At 51.9% G+C, this 13,987-nt stretch carries 14 protein-coding genes; 10 read left to right on the top strand and 4 right to left on the bottom strand.

Going from position 1 to position 13,987, the window contains the following annotated elements; translation table 11 throughout:
- Window positions 1-33: 33 nt before the first annotated feature.
- The 9 genes from GN241_16220 to GN241_16180 all read left to right on the top strand — a co-directional run bounded on the left by GN241_16220 (window position 34) and on the right by GN241_16180 (window position 7,519).
- Window positions 34-477, top strand: coding sequence for a hypothetical protein (locus tag GN241_16220; protein ID XAT58770.1), 444 nt, complete (start codon window positions 34-36; stop codon window positions 475-477).
- 105 nt (window positions 478-582) lie between these two features.
- Window positions 583-1,695, top strand: coding sequence for an S-(hydroxymethyl)glutathione dehydrogenase/class III alcohol dehydrogenase (locus GN241_16215; protein ID XAT58769.1), 1,113 nt, complete (start codon window positions 583-585; stop codon window positions 1,693-1,695).
- Window positions 1,696-1,922: 227 nt separating this feature from the next.
- A complete protein-coding gene (locus tag GN241_16210; GenBank protein XAT58768.1) occupies window positions 1,923-2,399 on the top strand; it encodes an ATP-dependent Clp protease proteolytic subunit in 477 nt (158 codons plus the stop codon).
- The gene (locus tag GN241_16205) at window positions 2,396-2,890 is read left to right on the top strand and encodes a GNAT family N-acetyltransferase (GenBank protein XAT58767.1); all 495 of its coding nucleotides are present in this window, start codon (window positions 2,396-2,398) and stop codon (window positions 2,888-2,890) included. The genes GN241_16210 and GN241_16205 overlap by 4 nt, the downstream gene beginning before the upstream one ends.
- 126 nt (window positions 2,891-3,016) lie before the next feature.
- Window positions 3,017-3,991 (top strand): rubrerythrin family protein, encoded by a 975-nt coding sequence (locus GN241_16200; GenBank protein ID XAT58766.1) that lies wholly within the window; start codon window positions 3,017-3,019, stop codon window positions 3,989-3,991.
- An 85-nt stretch (window positions 3,992-4,076) separates the two neighbouring features.
- Window positions 4,077-5,003: an AEC family transporter gene (locus GN241_16195; GenBank protein ID XAT58765.1), complete on the top strand. Its 927-nt coding sequence runs from the start codon at window positions 4,077-4,079 to the stop codon at window positions 5,001-5,003.
- Window positions 5,004-5,075: 72 nt separating this feature from the next.
- The gene (locus GN241_16190) at window positions 5,076-5,531 is read left to right on the top strand and encodes a YaiI/YqxD family protein (protein ID XAT58764.1); all 456 of its coding nucleotides are present in this window, start codon (window positions 5,076-5,078) and stop codon (window positions 5,529-5,531) included.
- A 138-nt stretch (window positions 5,532-5,669) separates the two neighbouring features.
- Window positions 5,670-6,587 (top strand): ornithine cyclodeaminase, encoded by a 918-nt coding sequence (locus tag GN241_16185; GenBank protein ID XAT58763.1) that lies wholly within the window; start codon window positions 5,670-5,672, stop codon window positions 6,585-6,587.
- Window positions 6,569-7,519, top strand: coding sequence for an alpha/beta fold hydrolase (locus GN241_16180; GenBank protein XAT58762.1), 951 nt, complete (start codon window positions 6,569-6,571; stop codon window positions 7,517-7,519). Before GN241_16185 ends, GN241_16180 begins: the two co-directional genes overlap by 19 nt.
- A gap of 23 nt (window positions 7,520-7,542) precedes the next feature.
- On the opposite strand, the gene GN241_16175 is transcribed toward GN241_16180, so the two are convergent.
- Complete coding sequence (locus tag GN241_16175; protein ID XAT58761.1) at window positions 7,543-8,784, bottom strand: MFS transporter; 1,242 nt, start codon at window positions 8,782-8,784, stop codon at window positions 7,543-7,545.
- A 146-nt stretch (window positions 8,785-8,930) separates the two neighbouring features.
- Here GN241_16175 and zapE point away from each other — a divergent pair, with 146 nt between their 5' ends.
- Entirely contained in the window at window positions 8,931-9,998 is a 1,068-nt protein-coding gene (gene zapE, locus GN241_16170) for a cell division protein ZapE (protein ID XAT58760.1), read from the top strand.
- Window positions 9,999-10,021: 23 nt separating this feature from the next.
- Here the strand turns inward: zapE and GN241_16165 are convergent, their stop codons facing one another.
- From GN241_16165 to GN241_16155, 3 genes are all read right to left on the bottom strand, one after another.
- Window positions 10,022-11,296 carry a bifunctional folylpolyglutamate synthase/dihydrofolate synthase gene (locus tag GN241_16165; GenBank protein ID XAT58759.1) on the bottom strand — a complete coding sequence of 425 codons (1,275 nt, stop codon included), beginning with the start codon at window positions 11,294-11,296 and terminating at the stop codon, window positions 10,022-10,024.
- Window positions 11,293-12,225 carry an acetyl-CoA carboxylase carboxyltransferase subunit beta gene (locus GN241_16160; GenBank protein XAT58758.1) on the bottom strand — a complete coding sequence of 311 codons (933 nt, stop codon included), beginning with the start codon at window positions 12,223-12,225 and terminating at the stop codon, window positions 11,293-11,295. Before GN241_16160 ends, GN241_16165 begins: the two co-directional genes overlap by 4 nt.
- 191 nt (window positions 12,226-12,416) lie before the next feature.
- Window positions 12,417-13,334: a CPBP family intramembrane metalloprotease gene (locus GN241_16155; protein ID XAT58757.1), complete on the bottom strand. Its 918-nt coding sequence runs from the start codon at window positions 13,332-13,334 to the stop codon at window positions 12,417-12,419.
- Window positions 13,335-13,987: the final 653 nt, after the last annotated feature.

Genomic DNA, 13,987 nt, shown 5'->3' with positions numbered 1-13,987 from the left:
CACACAAGATGTTCTGGTTATAAGGAATTCACCATGAAATCACGTATCCATTTGTTTTCTTTCCTAGCGGTCATCGGCTTGGGCCTCACCCCTGCATTTGCGCATGAGGGGGTTAAAAACCCTGCGGTGAAAGCTAGGATGATTTTGATGCAAGAGGTCAAAACATCTTTTGGCCAAATTGGGCAGATGGCGAAAGGCGCGGTGGCGTTTGATGCGAAGGATGCGCAAGCGGCAAAGGCGCGTTTGTTAAATGCTTCTCAAGCTGTTGTAGATAAGTTTCAGGCGAATGAAACAGATCCATTGTCACAAGCCGCGCCAGCTATTTGGAAGAATTGGGATGATTTTGTTGCCAAATCCACCGCTTTTGAGGCCGCTATTGAGGTGCTTGACGTGTCGGACTTGGCCACCTTAAGGGGCGGTATGCGGGCTATAGGCGGTGGATGTATGGCGTGCCACAAAGCCTATAAAACTGATTAAAGGCAAGCCTTTCAGAGGTTTGAAAACGGCATTAAGGCGCCTGAATAATGCGTTGCAGTTTGCTCGAAAATACGGCATCGTTTTCACAAAACTGGGAGGATGATCATGCGTACACGGGCGGCAGTTGCAGTTGCGGCGGGACAACCACTGGAAGTGATGGAGGTAAACCTTGACGGTCCGAAGGCGGGCGAGGTTTTGGTTGAGATAAAAGCAACCGGCATTTGCCATACGGATGAGTTTACGCTGTCAGGCGCAGATCCAGAGGGGATGTTTCCTGCGATTTTAGGCCATGAAGGGGCCGGCGTGGTTTTAGAATGTGGCTCGGGTGTGACCAGTTTGAAGCCGGGGGATCATGTGATCCCGCTTTACACGCCGGAATGTCGAACCTGTGAATATTGTCTGAACCCGAAAACCAATCTGTGTCAGGCCATTCGCGAAACCCAAGGCCGTGGAGTGATGCCCGATGGCACCAGCCGGTTCTCTATGCTCGATGGTACCCCGATACTGCATTATATGGGGTGCTCTACTTTTGCCAACCACACGGTCTTGCCGGAAATTGCGCTGGCCAAAATTAATCCGGACGCGCCATTTGATAAAGTTTGTTACATTGGCTGCGGGGTCACCACGGGCCTTGGCGCGGTGATGAACACTGCCAAGGTTGAAATTGGTAGCAGGGCGATTGTGTTTGGTTTGGGGGGCATTGGCCTGAACGTGATCCAAGGCTTGCGCATGGCCGGTGCAGATCAGATTGTTGGCGTTGATCTGAACCCGGATAAGCGCGATATGGCAGCGCGGTTTGGCATGACCGATTTCGTCAATCCTGCAGAGGTTGAGGGTGATTTGGTCGCGCATCTTGTGGGCCTGACCAAAGGCGGCGCAGATTACACGTTTGATGCCACTGGCAATGTGCAAGTGATGCGCACAGCCTTAGAGGCCGCGCATAAGGGTTGGGGAGAAAGTATCATCATTGGCGTTGCACCAGCGGGGGCTGAAATTTCAACGCGGCCGTTCCAATTGGTCACGGGGCGTGTGTGGCGTGGCACTGCCTTTGGCGGTGCACGCGGGCGTACCGATGTACCTAAGATTGTTGATTGGTATATGGATGGCAAAGTGGAAATTGATCCGATGATCACGCATGTTTTGGATCTTGAGGATATCAACAAAGCCTTTGATTTGATGCATTCAGGCGAAAGTATAAGATCGGTCGTGGTGTTTTAAGCTATCGCTGAGGGAGGTGATTATTGCCTTAAGGCGAGTTCCACTGCTTAACTAATGCCACAAACTCGGCTATTCACATAGTGTATGTGATTTCTGTTGCAGAGTGCGATGTTACCTGTGGATTAAGTTGGTCAAACCGATATCAAGCAAGATAGCCTATCTGCCAAAATGTTTGACCGCCATTTTTCAAAAGCCGAAACGTGATCATTGCCGGTGAGATAAACCATATGAGTGCAAAAAGGGCAGTGGAACATATGCTGGCACTTTCTGAGAAAAGCGATGATCCTATAAACTTGATCATTAGCTCGCCCGGAGGGCATGTTGAATCGGGGGATATGCTGCATAATATGGTTAAATTCATTAAACCAAAAGTGCGCTGTATTGGCAGCGGCTGCGGTGCCAGCGCCGGCGCCCTAATCTTCATTGGTGCGGCTTTAAAAAACTGCTATTGCCTGCCCAATACGCGTTTCTTGCTGCATCAACCCAGCGGCGGCATTGGTGGGCAAGCCAGCGACATGAAAATTCAAACGGAACAAATACGTCAAATGCGGTCCCGATTTGAATTCTTGTTCGCGGCCGCAACAGGCCAAACGCCGCAGAAAATTGCACAAGATACCAAACGCAATTTCTGGCTGACAGCTGAGGCCGCAATCAGCTATGGGTTAGTTGGACAGATAGTCTCTAGCTATGATGCATTAGAATGACGGAAAAGATAAAGATTACCCCTGCGACATCGGCGGATGAAGAACGCATTTGGGCGCTGTTACAGCCGGTGTTCAGCGCGGGTGACACCTATGCGGTTGACCCATTGATCGATCGCGATGCCGCGATCGCCTATTGGATGGAAGCGAATAAAACCGCCTTTATACTTCGCGTTGAAGGGCAAGCCGTTGGAACCTATTATATACGCCCAAACCAGCCGGGGGGCGGTGCGCATATCTGCAATTGCGGCTTTATTACTGCGCCTTCGGCGCGCGGAAAAGGGGTTGCGCGGCGCATGCTCGACCATGCGTTGATTGAGGCCAAGCAGCAGGGGTATCGGGCGATGCAGTTCAATTTTGTTTTGGCCAGCAATCAGCGCGCGCTGGCCATTTGGCAGCGCTATGGGTTTGCAACGATCGGTCGGATTCCGCAAGCGTTTTTGCATCCAAAACAGGGCTATGTTGATGCGCTGATCCTGTATAGATCTTTATAAGAAAACCGCAGCTGCGATGCAGTACCTTTTACGTTTCTTGTACGTGCTGGCACCTATCTGGATGTATAACAGCCGTTGACAGAGCGCTGTTTACGGGCACAAGATAAATGTAAGGGTAAAAATTATATGCGGTTTTTCGTTCATAGGCGCCGGTTCGCGGATTTATCAGAGCAGGAAATATTGGCGCTTGCAATTTCCTCTGAAGAGGATGATGCGCGAATTTACAGTGGTTTTGCGCAGCAATTGCGGGCTGAGTATCCGGATAGCGCGGCTTTGTTTGCTGATATGGCCGAAGAAGAAGATGCCCATCGCCAGCAATTGATTGCGCTTCATGAAACGCGGTTTGGGGCGTTTATTCCGCTGATCCGGCGCGAGCATGTTGCTGGGTTCTATGCCCGTCAACCGATTTGGCTTATGGCCAATTTGGGGATCGAAAAAATTCGCGCGGAAGCAGAAGCGATGGAGCGCAAGGCCGAGGATTTTTATCGAAAGGCAGCGGCGCGCAGCTCTGATGCTGCCAGCCGAAAATTGCTGGGTGATTTGGCGGCCAGCGAAGCCCGCCACAAAGTGCGCGCAGAAGGTCTGTCGCAAAATTTAACCTCCTCAGGGGCAGCTCAAGAAGAAGGGTTTCAAGCCAAGCGCCAGTTCATCCTAACTTGGGTACAGCCAGGCTTGGCGGGTTTAATGGACGGATCTGTCTCGACGCTTGCGCCAATCTTTGCCACGGCCTTTGCCACCCAGAACTCGCATACCACGTTTTTGGTAGGGTTGGCGGCTGCGCTGGGCGCGGGGGTTTCAATGGCTTTTACCGAAGCCGCTTCGGATGATGGGGCATTATCGGGGCGCGGCTCACCTTTGAAACGTGGTTTTGCCGCGGGCGTGATGACAACGATCGGCGGGTTGGGGCATGCGCTGCCCTATTTGATCGCGGATATTTGGACTGCGAATTTGATCGCCTTTATCGTGGTGTTTATCGAATTATGGGCGATTGCCTGGATCCAAAACCGGTATATGCAAACGCCGTTTTTTCGTGCGGCGTTTCAAGTTGTGCTTGGCGGATCCTTGGTGTTTGCGATCGGAATTGTGATTGGCAGCGGATGAAAAGGCTGCGCGGCCTGACGGGGCGGCGACCGGCTGCATAAGATAGTAATTGACGCGCCGCACCTGCCTGATACAGCCTTGCGTTATGATTGATATCTTGCTCAAAACGTTGCCGTTTTTCGCCGTAATTGGCCTGGGTTATTTAACCGGGCGTCGGGGTTTTTTCACTCCCGAAGCTACAGGTTATCTGACAAAGTTTGTCTTTTACTTTGCGCTTTCGGCGTTTTTATTCCGCTTTTCGGCAACGCTGCCTTTCAGCGCGCTCTTGCGTCCAGATTTTATCTTTGCCTATTTAAGCGCATCGGCTTTGGTCTATGGGTTTGCCTTGCTGGTGGCTTTGGGCCGCAAGGTTCCTCTAGACGAAGCTGCGATCGAGGCGCATTGCGCGGTGATTGGCAATGTCGGATTTTTGGGGGTGCCGATGCTGACCTTGCTGATGGGCCCGGAAGCGATTGGCTTTGTGGTCATGGTTCTCGCGGTTGATTTGATATTATTTGGATCTTTAATCGTGTTGTTGATCGTTGGCTCGCGCGAAGGCCAAGTGCGGTTTGCTACGCTTTGGGCGCTTGTTTTAGGATTGCTGAAAAATCCGATGATCATGTCGATTTCTGCGGGGTTTATTTGGTCGGGTCTTGGTATCCCCATCGTGGCGCCGTTGGATGAGTTTCTGTCGATGCTGGGATCTGCGGCAACACCGGGTGCGTTATTTGCGATTGGCGCGTCTTTGGCCTTTAAATCGGCCGAGCGTCTGCAAGTGGCCGCTTGGATTTCATTTTTGAAATTGGTCATGCATCCTGCAGCGGTAGCCATATCGGCGCTTTTTATTTTCCAAGTCGAGTCTTATGCCGCTTCGGTGATGGTGGCGGCCGCAGCCCTGCCTGTGGCGGGCAATGTCTATATTTTGGCGCAGCATTACGCGGTTGCGCCGGTGCGCGTTTCCGCTTCGATCTTGATTTCGACATTTTTCAGCATTTTAACGGTGCCAGCTGTGATCGCTTGGTTCAATTCATGATTGGCGCTGTCGCAGTGTATGCTTGCACCTTGCGCCCAAGCAGCGATATTATCACCCCAAAAGGAAACCTGGATGACTGCCCTTTATATTGATGCCGATGCGTGCCCGGTAAAAAATGAAGCAGAGCGGGTTGCAACGCGCCACAACCTGCGCATGTTTGTGGTGAGCAATGGCGGATTGCGCCCCTCTGCCAATCCATTGATCGAGACGGTGATTGTTGCAGATGGTCCAGATATTGCGGATATGTGGATCGCCGAACGCGCGAAACGCGGCGATGTGGTGGTGACCGCCGATATTCCGCTCGCGTCGAAATGCGTGGCGAACGGGGCTTTGGTTTTAAAGCATAATGGAGAAGCTTTGACCGAGGCCAATATTGGCAATGTTCTGGCCACGCGCGATTTAATGGCCGATCTGCGCGCCGCAGACCCTTTTCGCCAAGGTGGCGGAAAAGCTTTTTCCAAAACGGATCGGGCGCGGTTTTTAGACCGGTTGGAAACCACATTGCGCAGCGCAAAAACGCTAAGTTAAAGCGGGTTTTTAGCGCGGTCACAGCAGTTATATACCTAAATTTTCTTGTTGTTTCTTTTATGAGTTCTTAAGGTTTCGCCGCAGCCTTATAACGCATAATGGCGCATGTTATAACCATGTATTCGGAGAGAATTTCTGATGAGCGCAATCAATATTTCTTTTGATCAGGGCGATCCGCTGCTGGATTGGCTAGGCCTGACGGCGGCGTTTGAGGCCGGTCATAAACGTCCAAAAGCCGAAATTGCCGATACGTTTTTATATCGCAGAAAAGACACTTTGTTATCGCGGGCTGCCTGGATCGATGGGTTGGGGATTGCCGTAAAAGCCGCAACGATCTTTCCTGATAACCCAAGCTTTGGCCGTCCGATGGTTAATGGCGGGGTAAATCTGTTTTCAGATGAAACCGGTGCGTTGGAAGCGATTATTGATTTCCATCTTGTGACCAAATGGAAAACCGCGGCGGACAGTCTTTGGGCGGCCAAGCGCTTGGCACGCCCGGAGAGCAAACATATTTTGATTATCGGTGCCGGCACGGTTGCCTCAAATTTGTTAGACGCCTATCGGGCGGGGTTTCCAAACGCGCAATTTAGCATTTGGAACCGCAGCCCAGAGCGGGCCCAATCCTTGGCCAAAACGCGCCCCGATGCGCGGGCGGTGACAGATTTAAAAGCTGCGATTGGCAGCGCGGATATTATTTGTACATCGACCATGAGCACGAGCCCTGTGCTGCTGGGGGCTTGGCTGCAAGAGGGGCAGCATGTCGATCTGATTGGGGCTTATCGCCCAGATATGCGCGAGGCGGATGATCAAGCGCTTCAGCGCGCGCGGGTTTTCGTGGATAGTTTTGACACCACGCTTGATCATATAGGAGAGTTGAAAATTCCATTGGCTTCCGGGGCGCTGAGCCGGGCTGATGTGCAAGCCGATTATTATTCAGAACGCGGATTTCAGCGCGGGTCCGAGCGCGACATAACGCTGTTTAAAAATGGTGGTGGCGCGCATTTGGATTTGATGACAGCGCGGTATATCCTGCAGCAATGGAGCGCCGCCGCGTGATCTGCGGTATTTTTCTGCTCGTTTTACTGCTCTTGGCGCCGTTTCTAAAAGAATGGCGGCGTTTGCCGATGGATGCGCGTGCGCGCGCAGATGCGCCGGGGCGGTTTGCGCCCTTATCGCGCGGGGCAACCCATTACCAGCTTTTGGGGCCGTCAGGCGGGCCCTTAGCCATTTGTGTTCACGGGCTTAGCACACCGAGTTTCGTGTTTGAGGCGCTGGCGGCTTTTCTGATTGGACGCGGTTATCGTGTGTTGCTTTATGATCATTACGGGCGCGGCTATTCGGATCGTCCAAAAGGCCGTCAGGATGCGCGGTTTTTCGCGTCGCATTTAACCGAGCTTTTGGATCATTTGGATCTTAAAGAGAGTTTCGACCTTTATGGTTACTCTATGGGGGGCTCAATCGCAGCGGCGTATGCGGCGCAAAACCCGTCATCCGTAAAGCAGCTTATCCTGCTGGCTCCGGCGGGTATGGGGCATAAGCTTGGCAATCTTTTCGGGTGGGCCAGCCGGTTTTGGGGGCTGGGCGATTGGCTGGTTTATGCGCGCTATCCCCGGCTGCATTTGGCGGGAACCGAAGCCGAGCGCGCGATCAGCTCAAGCGTATCTTTTTTGATCGAGCGCCAACAAAAAGAATTGCAATACCGCGGGTTCATCCCTGCGATTCTATCTTCCACACGTGGTATTTTGTCCCAAAAAATGGCGGTAGAGCACAGCGCGATCCAACGCCATGGGATCCGCGTTTTGGCGATTTGGGGGGGGCAGGATCATGTGATCCCCGTTGCGTTGAAAGGATGTTTGCAAGGCTGGAATCCGCAGGCCCGCCAATTTGTAATCTTGGATGCGGGTCATGCCCTGCCTTATTCGCATACCGAGCAGGTTACCGCGCTTTTGGAGGCCGAATTGCACGTGATCCCCCGCGTTTCACCGTAAAGGCCATCGCTTGGCACGCCCGGTTAATTTGCCCCAAGCATCACAGTTGGTTTTTCGCGGATCGGCAGATGCACCAGCGCGCTGAACAGCCCGACACCAACGCCAATCCACCACACTAATGTGTAGCTGCCATAGACGTCAAACATTCGCCCGCCCAACCAGATTCCGATAAAGCTGCCAAGCTGGTGCGAGAAGAAAACAATACCGTATAGCGTGCCCATATAGCGCAGTCCAAAAACATAGGCGACAAGCCCGCTTGTAAGCGGCACGGTGGCCAGCCAAAGCATGCCCATAAGCGCGGAAAAGATGAGCACGCTGAGAGGCGTAATGGGAAAGCTTATAAAGCCAAACGTTACCAATGCGCGAGCCAGATAAACAGCTGCCAATAGGTTTTTCTTGGAATAGCGATTGCCCAAATATCCGGCTGCTAAAGTGCCGGCTATATTTGTCAGTCCAATCACGGATAGGGCAGCTGCGCCAAGCGTCGAGGTTGAGGTAATCCCCAGCGAATAGAGGAAACCACCTGGGGTAATTGCGCCGCATGCTTCGGTGATAAAGGCGGGGAAATGGGCCGTCATAAACCCCAATTGATAGCCGCAGCTAAAAAAGCCCAAAAAGATCAAGATATAATTCGAATCTTGCATGGCGCGCCCTACGATCGCGCTGAGCGAGGCTTCTTCTTCTGCTTTTCGCGCGCGCGGGGGAACCCGCATCATTGGCAGTAAGAGAAGCGTGGCTAAAATGATGCCTGCAAAAAGAAGAAATATAGTTTGCCATGGCATTGCCGATAGAAGCAATTGCGCCAAGAGCGGGCCAACCACCTGCCCTGCGCTGCCCGCAGCCGTTGCGATGGCCAATGACATCGAGCGGTGCTCATCGCTGCTGGCGCGCCCGATAATGGCAAGGATCACGCCAAATCCGGTGCCCGCAACCCCAAAGCCAACCAGAACCTCATAAACTTGATGCGCCTCGGGCAAGGTGGCAAAAGCCGAAAGCACCAGCCCAGCTGCATAGACCAAAGCGCCTAAAATAATGGCTTTTCGATCGCCAAGTTTATCGGCGATTGCCCCAAAGATCGGCTGCCCAATGCCCCAAGCGAGGTTCTGGATCGCCAGTGCCAGTGAAAATTCCTCGCGCGCCCAGCCAAATTCGTTTGCGATTGGAATTTGAAACACCCCAAAGGACGCTCTGATCGCAAAATTTATCAGAAGAATAATGCTGCCCATGATCAAAATAGGCGTGATCAGGCGATGTGTCTGAGACATTTGGTTAACCCTTTGAACGCGCGTCAGATCCCTTGGTGCATCTAAGCTAGCCTCAGGGCGTAGATTTACAAGCCGTTCGTGATTTTCCGCGCGGCGGTTGGTGCCAATGTCTTTAAATCAACATCGGTTCATAGTAAGCCCGCCTTATGGGCAGAGTATCACAGCGCTATCGCGAAAACGTCATATCCGGAGCAATCAGCGCTGATCCAGCGCAGCAGGCACTCTTGCCAAAGCTTGATGCTTTGCTTGAGGCGCTTGAGCGGCCTGTGAGGCGTGGGTTTTTTGGTCGAACCAAAGCGAGCGCGGTTAAAGGGCTGTATATTTGGGGCGGCGTGGGGGGCGGCAAATCCTATTTGATGGATTTATTCGCAAACAGCTTGGCCGTGGCGGTGCGGCGGGTACATTTCCATGCCTTTATGCAAGAGGTTCAGGCTGCCTTGCATCTCGCGCGCCAAACGAATGCGAAAGACGCATTGCTACCGGTTTGTCAGGTGATTGCGAAAGATATTCGCGTGTTGGCATTGGATGAGATGCAGATCAAAGACATTGCCGATGCGATGATCGTGGGCCGGTTGTTTGAATTGTTGTTAGACCAGGGCGTGACGGTCATAACCACGTCAAACCGCGTGCCCGAGGATCTTTATAAAAACGGGTTAAATCGACAACTTTTCTTACCTTTCATCGCATTGATCCGAGAGCGGTTCGCGATTCACGACATGGCCAGTGAAATCGATTTTCGGCAAAATCGGATCGCAGGGCGATCGGTTTATTTTACGCCTTTGGGGCGGGAAGCCCGCGCCGGGTTAGATATGCTTTGGCGTGAATTTTCCGGTGAGGATAGCCAAACCCTGACCTTGGTGGTTAAGGGCCGCGATTTGGTGGTGCCTGCCTATATCAATGGTGTTGGGCGGTTTGATTTTTATGATCTATGCGGCGCTATGTTAGGCCCTGCAGATTACTTGGTGCTTGCCGATAATCTTCGGGTTTTGTTCCTAGACGATATTCCCCAATTGGGGCGCAACAATTTCAATGAGGCAAAGCGTTTCGTGACCTTGATCGATGCGCTTTATGAAGCAAAGGTGCGGCTGGTCTGTTCTGCGGCGGCGCGGCCCGAAATGCTTTATCTTGAGGGGGAGGGCAGCTTTGAATTCGAACGCACCGCCAGCCGTTTACGCGAAATGCAAGCCGCGAACTGGGCGCAAGATAGAGCATGATCTTGGGCGCTAAACGCGCCAGCCTAGCCGTTTTGCCTGAGGATCATCCCAGCCAAATAGAGCGACCCGCAGATGACGATGCGGGCTTGGGGCGTTTGCACGCTGATCGCGTGTAAAGCGGCGTCGACGGTTTGCGCAGAGTGCGCATCAAATCCGACAGCGGCGGCATTGCGGGCCGTGTCATCTGCGCTGAGCGTATTTACTTCATTTGGAATTGAAACCGAAAACAGCGTTTCGCTGACCGCGCGTAAAGGCGCCAGATACCCGCTGATATCTTTCGTGTTCAGCATTCCGCAGATCAAATAAGTGGGCCGCTTGGGCAAGCTTGCTAAAAATTGGGCAAGCGCGTCCCCAGCGGCCGGATTATGCCCCCCATCCAGCCAAAGCTCGGCCCCCGGGGCCAGCGCGGGTAAGGGCCCTTCGCGCAGCCGTTGTAGGCGCGCCGGCCATTGCGCTTGCGTGATAGCGGCCTCGCAGGCGCTTTCTTTCAGTCCTAAATGCCGCAAGGCGGCCAGGGCGGTGCCTGCGTTTTGAATTTGATGCGCGCCAGGAAGATTGGGCAGCGGCAAATCAAGCAAGCCGCATTCATCTTGAAAAATCAACCGCCCGCGCTCTTCGCTGACATGCCAATGCTGACCATAAACCTGCACCGGCGCGCGCAACCGCTGGGCGTGGGCTTCGATGACTTCAAGCGCCGCCTCTTGCTGCGGCCCGACAATGACGGGTACGCCTGATTTTATGATACCGGCTTTTTCGGCTGCGATTTCGGGCAGCGTGTCGCCCAAAAATTGCTGGTGATCGATCGAAATTGGCGTGATGATGCTGAGCTTGGGTTTGGCGATCACATTGGTTGCATCCAGCCGCCCCCCCAAGCCGACCTCTAACAGCGTGAAATCAGCGGGGCATTCGGCCATCGCCTTCAGTGCGGCGCAGGTAGTGATTTCAAAATAGGTGATCGGATCAGCGCCATTGGTTTGATAACAGTCTTCAAGACGCTGGCTGAGTTCGGGTTCGCTGATCAGTGCGCCGGCCAAACGGATCCGTTCGTGAAAACGGGCAAGATGCGGCGAGGTATAGGCATGCACGCGCTTTTCTGCAGCTTCCAATCCGGCACGGATCATCGCCAGCGTGCTGCCCTTGCCGTTGGTGCCGGCGATATGAACCACCGATGGCAGCTGCTCTTGCGGATTCCCCAAGCGATCGAGTAACCGCCAAACCCGATCGAGCGTCAGATCAATCACTTTAGGGTGTAGCGCCATCATTCGGGTTAAAATGGCGTCAGAATGGTCAATCGTCATTTTTTCTTAGGCTTTGCCGCAGTGCTTTTATCCTCAAGCTGCGGGTCCGTTGGTTTGGGCAAATCGCCTTTAATGGCCGGGCTCAACCCCAGCAACAGGCGTACAATTGTGATCAACTCATCGCGCATTTCAGTGCGCGCCGTCACGCGATCCAACATGCCGTGATCGAGCAGATATTCAGCCCGTTGAAATCCTTCCGGTAGCTTTTCACGAATGGTTTGTTCGATCACGCGCGGGCCAGCAAAACAAATCAAGGCGTTTGGTTCAGCAATTTGAACATCCCCCAACATCGCATAAGATGCGGTCACCCCACCCGTTGTGGGATGCGTGAGTACCACAATATATGGCAACCCTGCTTCCTTGAGCATCTGAATGGCCACGGTGCTGCGCGGCATTTGCATCAAGCTAAGAATACCTTCTTGCATGCGCGCACCGCCCGCAGAAGAAAATAGGATAAGCGGACGGTTCAATTTCACCGCGCGCTCGGCGGCTGCAATGATCGCATTGCCAACATACATGCCCATCGAGCCGCCCATAAAAGAAAAATCTTGCGCCGCGGCAATGATGGGCGTGCGCCCGATTTCGCCCTCGGCCACCAGCATTGCTTCTTCTTCGCCGGTATTTTTTTGGGCCGCTTTCATACGGTCAGGGTATTTTTTCTGATCCCTAAAATTCAGCGGATCGGCGATGGGTTCTGGCACGGGTACATCCACGAAAATGCCGCCATCAAACAGACTTTCAAATCGGGCCCGCGGGCTGATCCCCATATGATGCCCGCATTGGGTGCAAACGTTCAGGTTTTCGCTCAACTCGCGGTGAAACAGCATGCTGCCGCAGTCGGTGCATTTGGTCCAGAGGTTCTCGGGCACTTCGCGCCGCGAGAAAATTGAGTTTATGCGTGGGCGGACATAGTTTGTGATCCAATTCATGCCTGACGTCCTGCTGTTTTTTGTTTTTCTTGAAATAAGCTGGCTTGCGGTAAATTGCAATCAGCGAAGCGCAAAAGCGGTTCTAAAAGCACATTGTTTTTCATGGGCAGGCAGCATGTGTTATGCCGGCAAAAACGTTGATCCTGGATAAAGACAAATCTGCCCTGCCATTGAATTGGGGGAATGCCATCCTAAGGCGGGAGGTTTTCTACAACAAAGGCCTGCCCGCGCTTTTGATTGATCCAACGCAACCAGATCAGAAATGCCAGACCTTCGAATAGCGTGAAGATCAAAAAGCTTAAAGCGGCTTGCGCCCCTTTTGGATCGAGCTGTATCACGAAGAGCGACATGCCATCTAAATGCCCTTCAAGCCCAAAGATCAGCATTAACGCGTTTACTCCAAAATGAAGGCCAAGGGCCGCCCCTAAATTACCCGTTTTTAGCGTGACAAGGCATAAAATTATACCTGCCACGCTTGTGTGTAACATGTAAAAAAAAGCATTCACGCCAAAAATAGGAAAATCAAAATGCAACATGCCAAAGAGGAATGAGGGCAGAAAAATTGACCACCAGAAGCGCCCGCCTCTGGCGCGGATATGCTGTAGTAAATAGCCACGAAACAGCATTTCTTCTGCCCCGATCTGCACAAAAATCAGAGCAGATATGGGGATAACCCATCGGAGCCAAAGCGTTGCGGTAATATTGGGGTTTGCTTGGCTCGAGGGGTCAAAGAAATACCAAGAAACAATAGAGATGCTGGTTTCACTGATGATGGCCGTGGCAAAGGCGAGGCCAGCACCAATAAGAAAATGCTGCCAATTGATCTTATAGGTGGGCCCATAAAGCGCATGCAGAGGGTGGCGATGCAGCCAGCGGCACACCAGCGCGATGCCCAGCCAAATGAAGAAAAAAGAAAATAAGAGAGCGGCTAAATCTGCAGGTGTGCTGCCCAGCCCTTCGAGCCGTATCTGTGCCAGGCGATCAAGCGCTATAAACCAACCAAAGCTAGAAGAGAAATAGATGATTACGATCAAAAAAAGGCCCAAACATATACGCCAGATCTGCGATCTATTGCCAAAAACAGAGGGGTGGAACAGCCTGTCTGACATTCAAGTTCTCCCATGTAATAAACGGTGTAAAAGCAATTCTTGACGCTCAGGAGGAGACTTAAGTATTTCTGTCAGTCGTATAATTAACTAACACTTGTTCATTCTAATTGCTTTCCAAAAAAATAACAGGAATTAACAGTAAAAAATTTATGGTTAATAATCCGTTAACTATTTAAATCTGTGGGCTATAACAAAGGGGGAAATTTTCCCTGAATTTATAGATTTTTCCGTAACGAATCAAGACTAGAAGAGAGGCTGATCCAAATTAAACTTAAACGGGGCTGTCTATAAAAGCAGGGCTCAACAAAACAGATATACGTCAAATGATTGTCAAAAACAGATCATCTCGCATAAACATAATTGAAAAATTGTGACGTTCTTGAGACTTCTTAAATGGCAATTATACGCGATACTATTGAAAGAGAAGATCAAGATATTCTGTTGTTACTATCTCAGCTATCACCTGACCACCGCCGTCAACTATTAGGTTACGCACAAGCTCTGCGTGTCTCCCAGGACGGGAGTTAACTATTTTTTATCGGTCGTACAATTAGCTCACGCTTGGTCACAGCTCTTATTTAATTAAATCTGAAAACCACTTTCCCAAAATGTGGTAGGTTCAACCATGCGGTATTGATAACAGCAGCGCTACA

Source organism: Rhodobacteraceae bacterium IMCC1335 (assembly GCA_039640495.1).
Taxonomy (GTDB): Bacteria; Pseudomonadota; Alphaproteobacteria; order Rhodobacterales; family Rhodobacteraceae; genus Thalassovivens.
The sequence above is the reverse complement of the archived record's forward strand: the minus strand, read 5'-3'. Positions and strand labels throughout refer to the sequence as shown.